The organism is Clostridium sp. BL-8 (genome assembly GCF_002006495.1).
In the GTDB taxonomy this organism is placed as follows: domain Bacteria; phylum Bacillota; class Clostridia; order Clostridiales; family Clostridiaceae; genus Clostridium.
In genome coordinates this window covers 15,943-35,984 of sequence record NZ_LZZL01000045.1, presented here as the reverse complement: position 1 = coordinate 35,984, position 20,042 = coordinate 15,943, and the positions used below count along the sequence as shown (strand labels likewise).

The 20,042-nt window shown below is 30.4% G+C and carries 18 protein-coding genes; 17 read left to right on the top strand and 1 reads right to left on the bottom strand.

From position 1 onward, the window contains the following. Nucleotides 1-122: 122 nt before the first annotated feature. From CLOBL_RS15795 to CLOBL_RS15735, 14 genes are all read left to right on the top strand, one after another. A complete protein-coding gene (locus tag CLOBL_RS15795; protein ID WP_077859928.1) occupies nucleotides 123-1,184 on the top strand; it encodes a BMP family ABC transporter substrate-binding protein in 1,062 nt (353 codons plus the stop codon). 92 nt (nucleotides 1,185-1,276) lie between these two features. Beyond that, entirely contained in the window at nucleotides 1,277-2,827 is a 1,551-nt protein-coding gene (locus CLOBL_RS15790) for an ABC transporter ATP-binding protein (RefSeq protein ID WP_077859927.1), read from the top strand. Next, on the top strand, nucleotides 2,802-3,929 hold the full coding sequence (locus tag CLOBL_RS15785) for an ABC transporter permease (RefSeq protein WP_077859926.1): 1,128 nt from the start codon (nucleotides 2,802-2,804) through the stop codon (nucleotides 3,927-3,929). The genes CLOBL_RS15790 and CLOBL_RS15785 overlap by 26 nt, the downstream gene beginning before the upstream one ends. Then, nucleotides 3,919-4,803, top strand: a complete 885-nt coding sequence (locus CLOBL_RS15780) for an ABC transporter permease (RefSeq protein WP_077859925.1) — start codon at nucleotides 3,919-3,921, stop codon at nucleotides 4,801-4,803. The genes CLOBL_RS15785 and CLOBL_RS15780 overlap by 11 nt, the downstream gene beginning before the upstream one ends. A gap of 168 nt (nucleotides 4,804-4,971) precedes the next feature. Beyond that, on the top strand, nucleotides 4,972-5,622 hold the full coding sequence (gene deoC, locus CLOBL_RS15775) for a deoxyribose-phosphate aldolase (RefSeq protein WP_077859924.1): 651 nt from the start codon (nucleotides 4,972-4,974) through the stop codon (nucleotides 5,620-5,622). A gap of 70 nt (nucleotides 5,623-5,692) precedes the next feature. Then, nucleotides 5,693-6,997: a pyrimidine-nucleoside phosphorylase gene (locus CLOBL_RS15770; protein WP_077859923.1), complete on the top strand. Its 1,305-nt coding sequence runs from the start codon at nucleotides 5,693-5,695 to the stop codon at nucleotides 6,995-6,997. A 146-nt stretch (nucleotides 6,998-7,143) separates the two neighbouring features. Next, nucleotides 7,144-8,316, top strand: coding sequence for a phosphopentomutase (locus tag CLOBL_RS15765; RefSeq protein ID WP_077859922.1), 1,173 nt, complete (start codon nucleotides 7,144-7,146; stop codon nucleotides 8,314-8,316). Nucleotides 8,317-8,478: 162 nt separating this feature from the next. Next, nucleotides 8,479-8,880: a cytidine deaminase gene (locus CLOBL_RS15760; RefSeq protein WP_077859921.1), complete on the top strand. Its 402-nt coding sequence runs from the start codon at nucleotides 8,479-8,481 to the stop codon at nucleotides 8,878-8,880. 23 nt (nucleotides 8,881-8,903) lie between these two features. After that, complete coding sequence (gene deoD / locus CLOBL_RS15755; protein ID WP_077859920.1) at nucleotides 8,904-9,617, top strand: purine-nucleoside phosphorylase; 714 nt, start codon at nucleotides 8,904-8,906, stop codon at nucleotides 9,615-9,617. 507 nt (nucleotides 9,618-10,124) lie between these two features. After that, nucleotides 10,125-10,472 carry an arsenate reductase family protein gene (locus CLOBL_RS15750; protein WP_077859919.1) on the top strand — a complete coding sequence of 116 codons (348 nt, stop codon included), beginning with the start codon at nucleotides 10,125-10,127 and terminating at the stop codon, nucleotides 10,470-10,472. Between the two features lie 123 nt (nucleotides 10,473-10,595). Continuing rightward, on the top strand, nucleotides 10,596-10,754 hold the full coding sequence (locus CLOBL_RS28065; protein ID WP_009171994.1) for a hypothetical protein: 159 nt from the start codon (nucleotides 10,596-10,598) through the stop codon (nucleotides 10,752-10,754). A gap of 471 nt (nucleotides 10,755-11,225) precedes the next feature. Beyond that, nucleotides 11,226-12,281: an HD-GYP domain-containing protein gene (locus CLOBL_RS15745; protein WP_077859918.1), complete on the top strand. Its 1,056-nt coding sequence runs from the start codon at nucleotides 11,226-11,228 to the stop codon at nucleotides 12,279-12,281. 32 nt (nucleotides 12,282-12,313) lie between these two features. Next, nucleotides 12,314-13,372: an HD domain-containing phosphohydrolase gene (locus CLOBL_RS15740; protein ID WP_077859917.1), complete on the top strand. Its 1,059-nt coding sequence runs from the start codon at nucleotides 12,314-12,316 to the stop codon at nucleotides 13,370-13,372. Between the two features lie 410 nt (nucleotides 13,373-13,782). After that, nucleotides 13,783-14,811: an alpha/beta hydrolase gene (locus CLOBL_RS15735; protein ID WP_077859916.1), complete on the top strand. Its 1,029-nt coding sequence runs from the start codon at nucleotides 13,783-13,785 to the stop codon at nucleotides 14,809-14,811. A gap of 63 nt (nucleotides 14,812-14,874) precedes the next feature. Here the strand turns inward: CLOBL_RS15735 and CLOBL_RS15730 are convergent, their stop codons facing one another. Further along, nucleotides 14,875-15,348 carry a hypothetical protein gene (locus tag CLOBL_RS15730; RefSeq protein WP_077859915.1) on the bottom strand — a complete coding sequence of 158 codons (474 nt, stop codon included), beginning with the start codon at nucleotides 15,346-15,348 and terminating at the stop codon, nucleotides 14,875-14,877. Nucleotides 15,349-15,570: 222 nt separating this feature from the next. Here CLOBL_RS15730 and CLOBL_RS15725 point away from each other — a divergent pair, with 222 nt between their 5' ends. The 3 genes from CLOBL_RS15725 (at nucleotide 15,571) to CLOBL_RS15715 (ending at nucleotide 19,907) form a co-directional block, all read left to right on the top strand. Next, entirely contained in the window at nucleotides 15,571-16,914 is a 1,344-nt protein-coding gene (locus CLOBL_RS15725) for an alpha-amylase family glycosyl hydrolase (protein ID WP_077859914.1), read from the top strand. An 80-nt stretch (nucleotides 16,915-16,994) separates the two neighbouring features. After that, nucleotides 16,995-18,968: a type I pullulanase gene (pulA, locus tag CLOBL_RS15720; protein WP_077859913.1), complete on the top strand. Its 1,974-nt coding sequence runs from the start codon at nucleotides 16,995-16,997 to the stop codon at nucleotides 18,966-18,968. A 171-nt stretch (nucleotides 18,969-19,139) separates the two neighbouring features. Next, nucleotides 19,140-19,907: a DUF4931 domain-containing protein gene (locus CLOBL_RS15715; protein WP_077859912.1), complete on the top strand. Its 768-nt coding sequence runs from the start codon at nucleotides 19,140-19,142 to the stop codon at nucleotides 19,905-19,907. The last annotated feature ends 135 nt before the right edge of the window (nucleotides 19,908-20,042 follow it).

Genomic DNA, 20,042 nt, shown 5'->3' with positions numbered 1-20,042 from the left:
ATGCTAAAGGTAACATATTTAAAATATAGTACCATATTTATATTAATAACAGCCCTATTAGATTTAGGTCATGTAAAATTCATGATTTTAAATATTAAATATTATATTTAGGAGGAAATTTAATGAAGAAAAAATTATTATCATTATTAGCAGTTTCAGCAATAACAGTAACATTATTTGCTGGATGTGGATCAAGCGGTACTAAAACGGCTGATCAAGGTACTAGCACTGAAAAAGAATTTAAGGTTGCAATGGTAACTGATACAGGTGGAGTAAATGACCAATCATTCAATCAATCTTCATGGGAAGGCTTACAAAGCTTTGAGAAAAATAATAAAGGAGCTAAGGTAAGTTATTTAGAATCTAAACAAGAATCAGATTATGCTACAAATTTAGATAAAGCAGTTGATGGGGGCAATAAGTTAGTATGGGGTATTGGATTTGCAATGTCAGATGCATTATTAAATTCAGCAAAATCTAATCCTGATGTTAACTATGCTATAGTTGACAACTCATATGATGGCACACCAGATGGTACACCAGCGAACGTTACAGGAGTTATGTTTAAAGCTCAAGAACCGTCATTCATGGTAGGTTATATTGCAGGAAAGACAACTAAAACTAATAAAGTAGGATTTGTTGGTGGTATAACAAGTGGAATTATAGATCAATTCCAATATGGATACCAAGCTGGAGTAGCTTATGCAGCAAAAGAATTAGGAAAAGATATTTCTGTAGATGTTCAATATGCTGAAAGTTTCTCAGATGCTTCAAAAGGAAAAGCAATTGCAGAAAAAATGTTCTCTTCAGGATGTGACATTGTATTCCATGCAGCAGGTGGTGCAGGTGTAGGTGTAATTGAAGCAGCTAAGGAAGCAAACAAGTTTGCAATAGGTGTTGACCGTGACCAAGCATATTTAGCTCCTGATAATGTTTTAACATCAGCATTAAAATTAGCCAATGTTGCTGTTGAAAATCTATCAAAAGAAGCTATGAGTGGAAATAAAATTGGTGGTCAAACATTTACTTATGGTTTAAAAGAAAATGCTGTAGGAATTCCAACTGAAAACAAAAATATGGATCCAGAAGTATATAAAGCAGCTATGGCAATTCAAGATAAGATTAAAGATGGTACAATAGTTCCACCTTATAATAAAGAAACTTTTGATGCCTTTGGTAAATAATAACGCTCAAAAAAAGCAATAAAAAAATAGATATGCTTTGCTAACTAGTAAATCCCAGTTAGCAAAGCATATAAATTAAGGGAGGACCTTGTATGGAAATTAGCAAACAATATGCAGTGCAAATGCGTGGGATTACAAAAAAGTTTGGCTCGTTCTGTGCTTTAGATAATATCAATATTGATATTAAAAAGGGTACAATTCATGCATTACTTGGAGAAAATGGGGCAGGGAAAAGTACACTAATGAATGTGCTTTACGGATTATATCAGGCTGATCAAGGAGATATATATCTTAATGGTGAAAAGATAAATATAAAAAATCCTAATATTGCTATTGAGAATGGAATAGGAATGGTTCACCAACATTTTATGTTAGTTGATAATTTTACAGTAACACAAAATATAGTGTTAGGTAGTGAAATTACAAGCAAATTTGGAATATTGGATATGAAAAAGGCACGAGAGGAAATAGTAAATATAGTTAAAAAATATGGATTAGAAGTGGATCCAGATGCTAAAGTAGAAGATATTTCTGTAGGTATGCAGCAGCGTATAGAAATATTAAAGGCATTATATCGTGGAGCAGATTTATTAATATTAGATGAGCCAACAGCTGTACTTACTCCGCAGGAAATTGAAGATTTAATAGGCATTATGCATAATCTTATTGCTGATGGAAAGACAATAATTATAATCACTCATAAATTAAAAGAAATAAAGGAATCCTCTGATGTTTGTACAATTATTAGAAGGGGACAATATATAGATACAGTTAATGTTAAAGAAGTAAATGAAGATGAACTTGCTACTATGATGGTGGGGCATTCAGTTAAGTTGGTTGTTGATAAAACACCGGCAAATCCAGAAAATGTTATATTTGAAATAGACAATTTAACAGTAAAGGATGAAAGAAAGTTAGATGCAGTTAAAAATTTATCGCTTAAGATACATAAGGGAGAAATCGTTGGTATTGCAGGAATTGATGGGAATGGACAAAAGGAATTAATAGAAGCCATTACATGTCTAACAAAATGTGAAAGCGGTACCATTAAAATAAATGGAACAGAAATACAAAATACTACAACTGAAAATGTAATTAAGAATAAAGTTGCAACAATACATGAGGACAGACAAAAGCGAGGACTTGTATTAGACTTTACTGTTGCTGAAAATGTAGTAATAGAAAAATACAAGAGTAAGCCATATTGTAAAAATGGTTTCTTAAATAATAATGAAATTATTTCGCATACTAAAGATATGATAAAACAATATGATATAAGACCTGATAACTGTGAATTAGCTCCTGTTAGAGGATTATCAGGAGGAAATCAACAAAAGGTTATTATTGCTAGAGAAGTAGCTAATGATCCAGATTTATTAATTGCAGTGCAGCCAACTCGTGGTTTGGATGTAGGAGCAATAGAATATGTTCATAAAACATTGATTAGAGAAAGAGATAAGGGGAAAGCTGTGCTTTTAGTTTCCTTTGAGCTTGATGAAGTTATGAACGTTTCTGATACTATAGCTGTAATCTATGCTGGAACTATTGTAGGCACATTTAAACAAGGAGAAGTTGATGAAAATACAATAGGTTTATTAATGGCGGGAGGTAAACAAAATGAAAACAGTGGCAAAGATTCTTAAAAAGCCAGTTACTTCAACATTTATTGCAATATTTTTTGGATTTTTAGTTTCTGCAATAGTACTTAGTGCAGCAGGGTATAATTCAATGGATGCTTTTAGTGCACTTTTTAATGGAATTTTTTCAAGACCTAAATATATTTCAAATACAGTAATTAAGGCTACACCTATAATTTTAACAGGTCTTAGTGTTGCATTTGCTTTTAAAACAGGCTTATTCAATATAGGAGCTGAAGGTCAATATATTATAGGGACAATTGCTGCAACAATAGTTGGAATAAAGCTAAATTTACCAGCAGTATTAGAGGTTCCAGTAGTAATTTTATCTGGAGTTATAGCTGGAGCAATATTTGGCGGCATCGTAGGAGTACTCAAGGCGAAGTTTGGTATACATGAGGTTATAACGAGTATAATGCTGAATTGGATTGCATTATATTTGTGTAATTTCGTTGTAGCAAGTGATGCATTTCATCAACCAGATTCAACAAGTACTTTTATGATTAATGAATCTGGTTTCACTTCAATATTGAGCAATTGGAAGACTTCAGCTGCTGGAATTAAAACACTTTCAAATACTCCATGGCTTTCTGAAGTGCTAATAAAAACTGATGTAAATATTGGAATTATAATAGCAATTATAATGGCGGTAGTAATATCAATATTATTATATAAATCTACTAAAGGATACGAGTTACGCGCAGTTGGATTAAATAAGGATGCAGCTGAATTTGCAGGAATAAATGTTAATCGTAATATAATACAATCAATGGTAATTGCAGGTGCACTATCAGGACTTGCAGGTGCATTGATTATTACGGGAACTGCACCGCATAAACTATCTACTTTGGCAGCTTTTGAGAACTATGGCTTTAATGGATTATCAGTTGCATTGATTGCAGGAAGTTCACCAATTGGATGTATATTTGGCGGATTACTTTATGGAGGCCTATTATATGGAGGACAATCAGTACAATCTGCTATAGGTGCACCATCAGAAATAATAAATATTATGATAGGTACCATAGTATTCTTTGTCGCATTGACTAGAATAGTACCTATTTTAGCCGATAGACTTGTGAAGAGAGGTGAAAAGAATGCTAAGTAGCATAACATTATTAATAGGTATAACATTGATGTATTCTGCACCATTAATTTTTGGAGCATTGGGAGGCGTTGTCTCTGAGCGATCTGGAGTCGTAAATATTGGGATCGAAGGTATGATGACTATAGGTGCTTTTACGGGTGCAGCAGTAGGATACTATTCTGGTAATGCGTGGTTTGGATTTCTAGCAGCAGGAATTGCTGGTGGAATAATGGCTTTATTACATGCAGTAGCTTCTGTAACATTTAATGCAGACCAAACAATATCTGGTATTGCTATAAATCTTTTAGGGCCTGGTTTTGCTTTATTTTTATGTAGACTACTATTTGAAGGTGCTACTATGACTAAACCAGTTACTTCTAAATTGCCAAAAGTATTTGGAGTAGATATTACAGTGATTTTAGCAATTATAGTTACAGTAGTAGTATGGTTCATTTTATACAAAACTAAATGGGGTCTCCGTATTCGTGCTGTAGGAGAACATCCAGCAGCGGCAGATACCCTTGGAATTAGTGTAACAGGAATTCGTTATACATGTGTTATAATTTCTGGTATATTGTCAGGATTTGGTGGAGCAGCTATGACTCTTGCAATAATAGCCCAATTTACTCCAACAGCAATCAGTGGGCAAGGTTTTATTGCATTAGCGGCAGTTATTTTCGGAAAATGGACTCCACATGGTGCATATGGAGCATGTTTATTGTTTGGATTTGCACAGGCTTTAACAGTTGTATTAGGTGGAGGAAGTTTTGCAATACCATCACAAATACTTGCGATGTTACCATATATTTTAACAATTGTAGTTTTAATTCTTTTCGTCGGAAGATCAGTTGCACCTAAAGCGGATGGAGTGCCTTACGAAAAAGGAACACGTTAGTCAGTTTATAGTCTACAATTAACAGTTTGTTTGAAGAAAAGCTTTCAGCTTTTTTCAAATATATATTATATATAAAGTAAATTTAGGCAGATTAATTTAAGAATTTCGCTGGAAATTTTTAATATGTTAATATGTGTAAGTAAAAATAAAATTAAGGAGTAAATGAATATGGATATAGCTAGATATATAGATCATACAATATTAAAGCCGGAAGCTACTGCTGAGGATGTAAAGAGACTTTGCTTAGAAGCAAAGGAATATAATTTTGCATCTGTTTGTGTAAATACATGTTACACAAAATTGGTCAGCACTGAGCTTGCAGGAAGTGATGTTAAGACATGTGTAGTTGTTGGTTTCCCATTAGGAGCTATGACTAAGGAAGCAAAAGCATTTGAAACTACAGAGGCTATCGAAAATGGCGCAAATGAAATAGATATGGTTATAAATGTAGGCGCATTAAAGGCTAAAAATTATGACTATTTAAAAGAAGATATAGAAGCAGTAGTGAATGCGGCTGCAGGAAGAGCAATAGTTAAAGTTATTATTGAAACATGTTTATTAACTGATGAAGAAAAAGTTAGGGCTTGTGAAATTTCAAAAGAAGCTAAGGCTGATTTTGTAAAGACATCAACAGGATTTTCAAGTGGTGGAGCAACCAAAGAAGATATTGCTCTTATGAGAAAGACTGTAGGACCTGATATGGGTGTAAAAGCATCTGGGGGAATAAGAGATTTTAAGACAGCTATGGATATGATAAATGCAGGTGCAAGCAGAATAGGTGCAAGCGCTAGTATCGCTATAGTTAGAGAAAGTAAATAAATTTTAAAAATGCACAATGTACAATTGCAAATTGTACATTGTGAATTTTCAATTGAAAGAGGGTGTTTATATGAAAATGATTGATATAATAAGCAAAAAAAGAGCGGGCTTGGAACTTACAACAGAAGAGATAAACTTTTTCATAAAAAATTATACCAATGGAAGTATTCCAGATTATCAGGTGTCAGCACTTCTTATGGCAATTTGTTTTCAAAAAATGAATATGCGAGAAACAAGCGATCTTACTATGGCTATGGTAAACTCAGGGGATATCCTAGACTTATCTAACATCGAGGGAATAAAAGTTGACAAACATAGTACTGGAGGAGTTGGTGATACTACAACATTAGTACTTACACCAATGGTTGCAGCACTTGGTATTCCTGTTGCAAAAATGTCAGGAAGAGGTCTTGGGCATACTGGTGGTACAATAGATAAATTAGAATCATTTGAAGGGTTTTCAGTTGAAATCAGTGAAGAGCAATTTATTGAGAATGTAAATAATAATAAGATAGCTATAATGGGGCAAACAGCTGATTTGGCGCCAGCGGATAAAAAGCTATATGCTTTAAGAGATGTTACAGGAACAGTTGAAAATATATCACTTATATCATCAAGTATAATGAGTAAAAAAATTGCTGCTGGAGCAGATGCTATTGTATTAGATGTTAAAATTGGTGATGGAGCATTTATGAAATCTTATGAAAATGCAAAAGAACTTGCAGAGGCCATGGTTAACATAGGAAAGAATGTTAATAGGAATACAGTTGCAGTAATTTCTGATATGGATCAGCCTTTAGGATTTGCAGTTGGAAATGCACTAGAGGTTAAGGAAGCAATAGATACATTAAATGGTGTTGGTCCTGAGGATTTATTAGAATTATGCTTAACACTCGGAAGTAATATGGTAGTGCTTGCGAAAAAAGCTGAAACTGTAGAAGAAGCTAGAAAGATGTTGATCAAGGTAATAGAAGATAAATCCGCACTTAACAAATTAAAAGAATTTATTGCATCGCAAGGTGGAAATCCGAAGCAAGTTGAAAATACAGAACTTTTACCAAAAGCTAAATATATTGTAGAGGTTAAGAGTGAAAAAGAAGGATATGTTTCAAAGATAGATTCGCAGCATATAGGACTTATAGCAATGGAACTCGGAGCTGGCAGAGCAACAAAAGAAGACACTGTAGATTTAGCAGTTGGCATAGTTTTAAATAAAAAGAGAGGCAATAAGGTTTCAGTTGGTGAAACTTTAGCGTATATACATGCAAATGATGAAAGCAAAATAGAAAAGGCAAAGAAAGATATAATTGGAAGTTATCATATAACAAGCGAAAATAGGGAAGCGGTTCCATTAATTTATGGAGTCGTTAGGTAATTAAGAGGTATGAGTTAAGAATTATGAGTTAAGGTGCAAATTCCAAAGGAATTTGTAAAAATAGACTTTAAGAAATGCTTTGTGTTTCATCCTTAACTATGAACTCTTAACTTTTAACTCATAACTGAAGAAAGAGGTGTTTGTAAATGATAGATAGAGTAATATGGATAGTTTTAGACAGCGTAGGAATGGGAGAAATGCCAGATGCAGAAAAATTTGGAGATGTTGGTGCTAATACAATAGGAAATATTTCTAAAGCAGTTGGTGGATTGAATTTACCTAATATGGTGAAGCTAGGACTTGGAAATATAGAAAATATTAAAGGTGTAGAAGCCTCAAAAGCACCAATAGGATGTTATGCTAGATTTAGAGAAGCATCTAATGGTAAAGACACAACAACAGGTCATTGGGAAATGGGAGGCGTTATATCAGAAAAAGCATTTCCAACTTACCCCAATGGTTTCCCAAAAGAGGTAATAGAAAAATTCGAGAAATTAACAGGAAGAAAAGTTATAGGAAATAAGCCATCTTCTGGTACAGTAATATTAGATGAACTTGGTGAAGAGCAAATGAAAAGTGGAAGTGTTATTGTTTATACATCAGCGGATAGCGTATTTCAAATAGCTGCGCATGAAGATGTAGTGCCATTAGAGGAATTATACAAAATTTGTGGGATTGCAAGAGAAATGTTAACTGGAGAACATGCTGTTGCAAGAGTAATAGCTAGGCCATTTGTTGGAGAGCCAGGAAACTTTACTAGAACACCAAATAGAAGAGATTTTTCACTATTACCACCATATGATACTGTTTTGAATAAAATAAAAAATGCTGGATTAGATGTTATTGGTGTTGGTAAGATAGAAGACATATTCTGCGGTCAGGGTATAACAGAAGCAATTCATACTAAAGATAATATGGATGGAGTAGATAAAACCTTAGATTATATGAAAAAGGATAACAAGGGCTTAATATTTACTAATCTTGTTGATTTTGATATGAAATGGGGTCATCGTAATGACTTCAAATCTTATGCAAAAGGTTTAGAAGAATTTGATGCAAGACTTAAAGAAATTATAGATACCATGAAAGAAAGCGATATCTTATTTATAACAGCAGATCATGGCTGCGATCCTACTATGCCAGGAACTGATCACAGCAGAGAACACGTTCCATTTTTAGCATATGGAAAACAATTAAAAAAAAATGTTAACTTAGGAACTAGAAATTCTTTTGCAGATATGGGGCAAACAGTAGCAGAAGTATTAAAGGTTGAAAAAATAAACAATGGAGCAAGCTTTTTAGAGCAGCTGGCAGTTTAAGGTTAACACCTTACAGTTAAAGAACAAACTAAGATGCAGTTAAAAAAATATATACTTACGAGAAGGTAAAAGCATATTAATATATAAATATATCAGAAAGAGTTTGTAAATTGCAGATACTGTTAGCTGTAAAATGTAAACTGATTTAAGGGGTGGGATTTTATGGATTATGAAAAACTTATAAAGACAGCTTTAGAGTATAGAAACAGAGCTTATTCACCTTATTCTAAATTTAAAGTGGGAGCAGCAGTGCTTTTTGAAAGCGGAAAGATTTATGGAGGATGCAATATAGAAAATGCATCTTTTGGAGCTACAAATTGCGCTGAAAGAACCGGTATATTTAAAGGAATATCAGAGGGAGAAACAAAAATAAAGGCTATAGCAGTAGTTGGAAGTCTGGAAGAATACACATATCCTTGTGGTATTTGTCGTCAAGTAATTGTAGAATTTGGCGATGAAGATGTAAAAATAATAATAGCTAAAAATGAAAAAGAGTATATGGTAAAAGACATGGATGATATTTTACCAGGAGCTTTTAAAAAAGACGCATTAGGAAAACTGTAAATTAAATAAATTGGAGGTATACAATGAGTATTCATATTAACGCACCAGAAGGTGCTATTGCAGAAAGCGTATTATTACCAGGAGATCCTTTAAGAGCAAAATTTATTGCAGAAACATTTTTGGAAAATGCAGTATGCTATAATGAAGTTAGAGGAATGTATGGTTTTACAGGAACATATAAAGGAAAAAGAGTTTCTGTCCAGGGAACAGGAATGGGGATACCATCAATTTCAATATATGTTAATGAATTGATTCAAAGTTATGGAGTTAAGAATCTTATAAGAGTTGGAACTTGTGGTGGATATAGTGAAAAGGTAAAAGTTAGAGATCTTATAATAGCTATGTCAGCGTCAACAGATTCAAATTTAAATTTAGTAAGATTCAAAGGAAGAACATTTGCTCCAACAGCAAGTTTCGATTTATTAAAACCTGCCTACGATATTGCAGTTGAAAAAGGTTTTGATCCAAAGGTTGGAAGTATATACAGTTCAGATGTATTTTATGGTGATGATACTGAAGATTGGAAGAAATGGGCTAAGTTTGGATGCTTAGGAGTAGAAATGGAAGCAGCAGCATTGTATACAATTGCAGCTAAATTTGGAGTTAACGCGTTAGCTCTACTTACAGTAAGTGATCACTTTGTAACTGGAGAAGTTACAAGTGCAGAAGAAAGACAATTAACATTTACAAATATGATGGAAGTTGCGCTTGAGACAATAGTAAAATCAGATAAATAATAATTAAATAGATAATAAACCAAAAAAGATTCGTACTTGATTTATGTGTTTGCTAATTTTTGAAATTAACGATCATCCTAAATTATAAGGCGGATCTTCTATTTTTATATTAAAAAGTAAGAAATAACTCATTCATTGTAAACAAAAAATAAGAAACTAGCTACTAACTAATCTCTTATTCTTATTTAGTGGGTATATAAGGGTTTGATTATACTGAAATTTAGGGATAATTTCAATATGCTAAATATCTTATCACTATTACATTATATGACATAATATAAACTTTTTCAACGATTGAAATAGGAAAAAATTTATTATAAAGAAAAATATTTTAATACAATTGATATTTTGATTATAATATACAAATAAAGGTAGTAGAGGTGGATATTTTTATTGGGTATAATAATATAAATAAAAATATTATATTTACTATACAAAGTATGTGTTTATTATCTATAATTATTTTTGATAATGATTAAAATTTAGAAATATGAGGTATAAAGTAATATGAATATACAAATATTTGGGACCAAGAAATGTTTTGATACTAAAAAAGCAGAGCGTTTTTTTAAAGAAAGAAACATAAAATTTCAATTTATCGATTTAAATGAGAAAGCTATGAGCAAAGGTGAATTTAATAGTGTACTTAATTCCGTAAGTATTATTGATTTAATAGATACTAAATCAAAAGAGTATACAAAGCTAAATTTTAATAATATACGAAGTGCTGAAGTAAAAACTGAACTATTATTAAAGAATCAAAAGGTTATTAAAACACCTGTAGTTAGAAATGGTAAGGAAGCAACTGTTGGATATAATTCGGATATTTGGAATAAGTGGATAGAAGAACAATAAAACTTATTAATATATAAGTTTTTATTTAATTCTTAAGTCAAAAGAATGTATACTATATAAATATTTTTACAATACTAAAATTGAAGTTAGTATCAGTAGATTTTAGAAAGGATGAAAATATTTATGGCAAAAGCAGGAATGAGAAGACCAGATCCCAGTGAACCACATGGAACAGAAAGCAATCATAAAATGAATTATAAAAAAAATGATGTAAGGAATGTTCCTGGAGAAATTCAAGGGAAAGCTAAAACAGGGAATAAGAAAGCATCACCTATAGAGTAAAATGATTTAGCAGAATATATAAAAAAGGATGAAATTTATTTTTATTTCATCCTTTTTTATATATCAAGGATATACTCTAGCACATAGTTAATAAAGTAATATTCCTATGATGGTAATTTCTATATGAGTAAATACTTAAATAAGTGTAAGTAAGTGTGCTATTTTTGTTATTACTAACATTAGGTGAAATTCAAAGAATTTTTGACAAAAAATAAGAAATATAGAATAATATAATTTAATTAAGTATATTTTCTGGAAGACTTTAATTGCAAAACTTGTTTTCAATAATAATGTAGAATTAGATTATTGTTAAGTATACTATGGTCTAATAAATCAGGTGAATTGTGGTAGAATTTGTTTTAAATAATAATATTTTATTTCAAAACAGTTAAAATTATTATCGAAATATACGATAATAAACTAACATTACATTTAGAAGTAAAAAATAGGGTATGATGGGTGTGAGAGTGAATGGATGAGAATAATACAAGGGTAGTAAGCTTTAACCAGCTAGAAGAAGGAATGATATTAGCAAAAGATGTAGAACAAAATGGAAGGGTATTACTAAAAAAAGATATTCCAATAAATAAGCAGATGATAAAAAGGATACAAGGTTTGTTGTTTATTGGAAACGTAATAATATACGATAGAAAAGTACAAAAAAATATTATTAAAAAGAAAGAACCTAATAAAGTGGAAGAGGAATTTAAAGAGATAGCTTTAAAGCTACCTAAAACGTTTAGACAATTAATGAATGAAAATGGAGCAGCTATGAATGAAATTAGAGAGTTTTCTCAAAAAATTCAGAGTGAATTAAAACCAAGCAGCTTAGTTATAAAAAACATAGTGCTTTATGGAAGTGGGACAGACTCCATTTATAGACATGGAGTGAATGTTGCAGCATTAAGTGCTCTTTTGGGAAAATGGCTAGAACTTGATAAAGCGCAGTTAAATTTGTTAGTTTATTCTGCAATTCTACATGATTTTGGAAAGACTAAAATAGATAGAGAAGTGTTAGATAAAGAAGCAGCTTTAACCCCAAAAGAATTAAAGGTAATAAAAACTCATGCACAGGTAGGGTATAAATTTATAAAGAATATTTCATTTTTGGACAAGGCGGTAAGTTATGGTGTTCTAATGCATCATGAAAGAGTAGATGGTTCTGGATATCCATTGGGGTTAAAAGGAAAAGAGATACATCAGTTTGCAAGAATTATTGCTATAGCAGACGTATTTGACGCAATAAATTCAGATAGAACATATAAGAAAAAAAAGTTACCATTTGAAGCCTTGCAGATAGTTAAAGATGAAGGACTTGGAAAATTAGACTATGAATATGTAAAAGTATTTCTAGAACATATAGTGGGTTATTATATAGGAGAGGAAGTATTATTAAATACGAACGAAAAATGCAAGATAATACTGATGAATGTAAATGATTTAGAAAAACCTCTTATATTAAAAAATGATGAATTCATAGACTTAGCGAAGGAAAAAGATTTATATATTAAAGAAATATTATTTTAAAAGTATAATTGCAGCAATAGGGGGAGAGTTTTATGAAGAATAAAAAGGAATTGGTAAACGTCCAAGAATTGAAATCAGGAATGGTCATTACAAAAGATGTTATAAAGAATGGAAATCTTCTAATAAAAGAAGGATCAGTTGTAAATGAAGAGCTAATTGCTCGATTAAATAAGGCATATTTTCTTGAAAAGATTGAAGTCAATGTGTCCGAAGAAGTTATAGCACAAAATACTAAAGAAGCAGAAATGAAAAAGGTAGAAGAAACGTTTAAAGAAATAAGTTCAGAGCTAAAAGATATGTTTTTAAAATTAAGCAGAGTTAAGGAAAATAGAGTTAATGATCTTAGAATATTCTCAGAAAAAATCCAAAGGGAATTGAAGTCTGCTGAAATTGTTATAAGCAATGTCGTCTTTAGGGGGAGTGGAGATGATCCAATATATAGACATGGTGTAAATGTTGCAGCCCTAAGTGCTCTTTTAGGAAAATGGATTGGACTGGAACAATCAAAAATAAACTTACTAATCTATTCAGCATTATTGCATGATTTTGGTATGACTAAAGTAGATTTAAAGATTCCAGAAAAACCTGATATTTTAATACAAGGAAGATATAATGATGTAAAACAGCATACTAAAATAGGATATAAACATGTTGATGGCATTCCATTTCTAGATAAGTCTGTGAGTTATGGAGTACTTATGCATCACGAACGAGAAGATGGATCTGGGTATCCACTTGGAATAACTGGAGAAAAGATACATTGCTTTGCAAAGATTATTGCAATTGTAGATGAACTTGATGTAATGAACTCGGATGAAAAATATAGAAATAAAAGAGGTCCATTTGAGATTTTAGAGATAATTAAAGAAAAGAGCTTAAACAAATTAGATTATGAATATTCAAAGGTATTTTTAGAACATATAGCTAATTATTACATGGGTGAAGATGTATTACTAAGTACAGGGGAAAAAGCTAAAATACTGCAGATAAATGTAAATGATTTGTCTAAGCCATTATTATTAAAAGATGGTGAGTTTATAGATTTAAGCAAAAATAAAGATATATACATAAAGGAACTAGTATTAAGCTAGGATTAAATAATCGATTGAGGTTTAAATATTAAAGGAATAATGAAATGGGTAGTCCTGATGTTTGCCTGCTATAAAATATAAGAGGATTTATACAATTGTATTTTAAACGCAGCATTGTTTAATAGAAGGCTACCCATTTTTATAATATGAATATATTTATATAATTATTAACATATAAATATAAGTTAAAACTTGTAATTTTCAGATGATATAAATTAATAAACAGCTCTTAATAAATTATGACTGAAAAGTGATAAGTCTAGTTTACATGTTGTATATTTATATTAATTATTCTATATCTTAACTTATAATTATCATGAATTTAAAACGAATAATTTATATTATAATTAGAATAGTACTCATAAAATATAGGGTATATATATAAAATTATAAGAAAGGATTGTAGAAGCATGAGTAAAGAAATAAAGTCGTCAAGGATATATTCGGATTTAGATTTTGAATTTAGGGATGTTAACAGGTATATTTCACAAAGCCATTATAAAGAAGAAATGTCAAGCAAGGTAGAACCATATTTAAAGGAAAATTTAAAAAAAGGATATGTTTCAGGAGTAAATAATATAAAACTTTATTATGAAAAATATATAGTGGAAAACTCAAAAGCAGGTGTTGTTATATGTCATGGATTTGGCGAGTTTACAGAAAAGTATAATGAAGTTATCTATTATCTTATGAGAGAAGGATATTCGGTCTTTATTCTTGAACATAGAGGGCATGGACGTTCTCAAAGGCTTGGAATGGATGAGTACCAAATTAATGTTGAACGGTTCAATTATTATGTGGATGATTTTAAGAAATTTATAGATGAGATTGTTCTTCCTCAAAATGAAAATAAGAGTTTATTTTTATTTGCTCATTCAATGGGAGGAGCAATAGGAACTGTTTTTTTAGAGGCGTATACTAAATATTTTAAAGCAGCGGTACTTAGTTCTCCGATGTATGAAATAAATACAGGAAAAGTGCCTAAAGTATTAGCCAATGTTGTTGCGGGAGGAATGAAGCTTTTTGGGAAAGGAATTAATTATCTTCCAGGGCAATTGCCTTACAGGGATAAAAAAATATTTTCTAGCAGATCTACCAGCTGTAAGGAAAGGTATGACTATTTGCAGGAGAAAATTAGAAATAATAATTGTTATCATAGTGGAGGATCTTCTGCAATATGGTATCTTGAAAGCTTAAAGGCAACTAGAAAACTAATTAAGAAGGAGAATGCTTTAAAAGTAAAAATACCAGTGTTATTATTTCAAGCAGAACATGATACTCATGTTATTCCAAGGGCACAAAATAAGTTTTCAACTTATGCTGAAAATTGTGAACTAGTTTATGTAAAAGACTCCAAGCATGAAGCTTATTTTGAAAAAGATGGAATTTCATTTCCTTTTTTTAATAAAATTTTATCTTTTTATGATAGAAATATTTAAGAACAAAATCTAAATTGCAGATTTTGCTCTTAAATATAAAAATATTAATTATATATAGAAATGTTATCTTAGAAATTGTTCAAGTATATCAGCACCAGTAGGCTTAGTTCCATCAATGATATCATTATATTCATCTAATCTTTTAGTTTCTTCTTCAGTTAAATTTGTGTTTGAACGTTTTTTGTCCATCAAACATTTAAAATCAGCATATTTTTTATCTCCAAGTCTTCCTTTAATAATACAGTCAATAAGTGAATGCAAAGTTTTCTTTTGATCTTCTGAAAGGGTTTCACCTTTATCTTTACATTTTTTAATTTCTTGGAGTTCCTTTTTTTGTTCAGCAGAAAGATACTTATGGTTTTTTTCATTAAAGATATCAAATCCTTTAGATTTGCCATCTTTATGAGCATAAGATATTTGATTTTCTAAATTAGAGTAACTGAAATATGTATATGCTGATGCTGATGTAGGAGCAAGAGCTAAACAATTAATCATAACTAAAGAAGTTACTATATATTTTATATTTTTTTTATTCATTTGCATACCTCCGTAAAAATTCAATTTCAAAGCTAGTATGCACATAAATAAAAAAAATATTACTTTATTTTTCAATATAATCAATACAGTTATTTATGCATAAATTAATAATAGAGATAAATAGTAGCAGAATTAGATTGATAAAAATATATATTTTAGTGTTATATGGAAAAAAATGTAACAAGAGTGGTATAATATATGAGGATAAAAGGAGATAAATTTATGAATTCGTGGATTTCAGAGAGTATATTTTATGAATTTTACACATTAGGAGTTTGTGGTGTATTAGAGCCTAAGAAAATTTATAAAAATGAAAATAGAATTTCTAAAATTGAAAAGTGGATACCACATTTAAAAGAAATGAGTGTTAATGCTGTTTATTTTACACCAATTTTTGAATCCAGTTATCATGGTTATGATACTAAAGATTATTATAAAATAGATAAAAGACTTGGAACCAATAAAGATTTTAAAGAAGTGTGTATTAAGCTTCATGAAAATAATATAAGAATAATACTAGATGGAGTATTTAATCATGTGGGCAGAGAATTTTGGGCATTTAAGGATGTTCAAATTAATAAAAGAAATTCTAGATATTGTAGCTGGTTTGTAGATTTGAATTTTGATAGTAAAAGTCCTTTTGGGGATGAGTTCAGCTATAAGTCATGGAATGGATGTTATGAACTAGTAAAGCTTAATTTAAAAAATCAAGAAGTTATAGATCATTTATTACAAGCTGTAGGGACGTGGATAGATGAATTTGATATAGATGGTTTAAGGTTGGATGCAGCGGATAGCATTGATTTTGAGTTTTTTAAGACTTTAAAAAAATTCACTGAAAGTAAAAGAAATGATTTTTGGCTTATGGGAGAAGTCATTCATGGAGATTATAATAGATGGGCAAATTCAGAAAGATTAGATTCAGTAACAAATTATGAATGCTATAAAGGAAATTACTCAAGTCATAATGATAAAAATTACTTTGAAATTGCATATTCATTAAATAGATTATTTGGAAGAAATGGGTTGTATAAAAATTTATGTTTATATAACTTTGCTGATAATCATGATGTAAGCAGGCTCGCTAGTATTTTAAAAGTTCCTGAATATATATATAATGCTTATACGCTTTTATATACAATGCCTGGAGTACCAAGTATATATTATGGAAGTGAATATGGCATTAAAGGAGTTAAAGAAAAGGGAAGTGATTTATCATTAAGACCAGAATTAGATATTGAAAAAATAGACGAGAAAAATGAAAAGTTATTTAAATTAATCAAGAAGCTTGGGAAAATTAGAAGTGAGAGTGAAGCTATAAAATATGGTGAATATGAACAGATTCTTGTTAAAAACGAGCAATTTGTATTCAGGAGATTCAGCAAAAATGATGAAATATATGTGATTTTAAATTTAAGTGATAAAGAATGTTATCTGGAGTTTGAATTACAGATTACAAAAGGACTTGATCTGTTAGACGGAAATGAAAACATAATTGATGGCGGAAAAATAAAATTAAGCGTTCCAGCATTTTCATCAAAAGTAATAAAAGAATTAAAAAACTAAAACAGATTAATGTTAGGAGTTTAGACTTCCACTATTAAAAATTAGATGTTTAATATGGGTATTAGAGGAGTAATAATAGAATGAATTTATTAGATAATGATTATAATAATTATGCTGGAAGATTAGGCGTAGAATATGCTGAGAGTAGTGCAAAGTTCATATTATGGGCGCCTAATGCAAATAAGGTGCGTTTAGCTTTGTTTGGCAGAGATGAAAAGAATTATATGAATCCTCCGGAGGAAATACTTGATATGAACAGAAGTTCACAGGGTATTTGGGAAATTGAAGTTAAGGGAGATTTAAAAGGAGAATTTTATAACTATTTAGTCACGAATAGTGGAATAGAAAGAGAGGTAACTGATCCTTATGCTCAGGCAGTAGGTGTTAACGGAAATAGAGGAATGGTAGTTGATCTTAGGGAAACTGATCCTATAGGTTTTGATAAAGATAAAGCTCCAGAATCAAGTGATGCAACAGCATCAATAATATATGAAGTTCATATAAGAGATTTTTCAGTAAGTGAAAGTTCAGGGATAAGATTTGAAAGAAGGGGAAAATTTCTAGCATTTTGTGAAAATGGTACTACTATTCCAAATAGTGATATAAAAACAGGAATTGATTATTTGAAAGAACTGGGAGTAACGCACATTCACTTACTTCCATCTTTTGATTATGAAACTGTTGACGAAAGTAAAGCAGATGTGCCACAATACAATTGGGGATATGATCCAAAAAATTATTTTGTACCTGAAGGTTCTTATTCTACAAATCCCTTCCGTGGGGAAATGAGAATCAAAGAATTTAAAGAAATGATACTAGGTATTCATAAAGCAGGAATTAGAGTGGTAATGGATATGGTTTATAATCATACCTATAAAAGTTATGAATCTAATTTAAATTTAGCAGTACCAGGATATTATTATAGACAAGATCTAAATGGAAATTTTTCAAATGGTTCAGGATGCGGAAATGAGTTAGCTTCAGAACGTTATATGGTTAGAAAACTCATTATAGATTCAGTAATTTATTGGGCTAAGGAATACCATATAGATGGATTTAGATTTGATTTAATGGGACTTCATGACATTGAAACCATGAGAAGAATTAGGGAAGAATTAGATAAAATTGATCCAGCAATATTAATGTATGGAGAAGGCTGGACTGGTGGCTGGACACCACTTGGTGTGGGAGAATCAGCTGTTAAGCAAAATATAATCAAATTTGATAGAATGCAGATTGCAGCATTTAGCGATGATACAAGGGATTCTGTTAAGGGTCATGTATTTAATATAAATGAGAGTGGATATGTGAATGGAAAAACAGGACTTGAAGAAAATATCAAATTTTGTATAGTTGGAGCTACTTTTCAAAAAGGAATTGATTATAATAAGATTATATATTCAAACTTTGCATGGGCCAATGAGCCGTATCAATGTGTAAATTATATTTCGGCACATGATAACTATACATTATGGGATAAGTTGTATTTGACTAATAGAGATTCATCTACTCAGAAGCTCAAAAATATGAATAAGTTAGCAGCCGCTATAGTTTTAACTTCTCAAGGAATACCATTTTTTCAGGCAGGTGAAGAATTTTTAAGAACAAAGAAAAATGATGATGGCAGCTTCAATCATGATAGCTATAATGCTCCTGATAGAGTAAACTGCTTAGAATGGAATAGAGTATTTGAGTATAGAGAAATCGTTAATTACTATAAAGGTTTAATAAAATTAAGAAAAAGATATAAAGCTTTTAGAATGAATTCTAGTGAAGAAATTAGAAAAAATTTAACATTCTTAGAGTATGGAGAAGACTTTTATAAATCTGATGTTGTTGCATATAAGATAGAAGACAACAGTGGAAATAATTTATGTAATACTGTGGTGGTAATATTCAATCCAAATGATGAAGAAGTATTTATAGATTTAAAAGAATGCGGTTGGAGTGTTCTGGTAAATAAAGAAAAGGCTGGAGCTCACGAAATTTATTCTATAGAAGGTAATAATATAACTGTTCCTTCAAAGTGTGCACATGTTTTGATAAAAAAATGATTATTGGTATATTTAAATAACAAGTCAGCATGCTAGACTGTTTGGGTGGTATCATACTTAGTCAGCATGTTTACCTAACAGTATATTTTGTGTTTGATGTTAAAATAAACATGATATTTTTGACTTGTTATTTTTGTTAATATGCCTTGATGGAAGGTTTTGGTGATGTAAATGGAAGAGGATAAATATTTAGTGTTTTTAAATGACATAAATAAAGATAAGCCTAATGAATTTCAAAAAATAAATATGAAAGAATGTCCATTTTGTAATAGAGACAAACTTAGTGATGTTATAGATGAAAAAGGGCCATTTATGTTGCTTAAAAATAAATATCCAACTATAAAAGATACATATCAATTAGTTATTATAGAAACCTATGGCTGCGATACTGACATGGGAAAGTATTCTGAGGAATACATGGAAGAGTTAATCAGATTTAGTGTTACGCACTGGTTAAAGATAGAGGAAAGTGGAGAATATAAATCTGTTATATTTTATAAAAATCATGGACCAAGATCGGGTGGAAGTTTAAAACATCCACATATGCAGATTGTGGGTATAAAAGATATAGATTATAAATCTAGAATAAAGGATGACTATTTTGAGGGAATAGAGGTTCATAAAGGTGATGATTGTCTTGTGAATTTATCTCATAAACCATTTAATGGCTTTACTGAGTTTAACATAATAATAGAAGATGATTTACATGCATTAAATGAATTAGCACTTAATTTGAAAAAGATAGTTCATTATCTTTTAAATAATTATTTTGTAAAATGTGATAGTTTTAATATATTCTTCTATCACATCAAAGGAAAGATCATATGTAAGGTGACGCCTAGATTCACAAGTTCACCATTACTTCTTGGATATGGTATAAGGCAGATATCAAGTTGTGAGATGGAAATAGTAGAGAAATTAAAGGAAATGTATTATTAAATAATACTTATATGTAAATTGGCATATATTTTGATGTAATGCACAATGTATAATTAAGAATTAATTTATCTGGTCATAACTACAGAATAAAGGAATACTTAACTATAGTTGTGCATTAAATTTTTAACTTTAGGT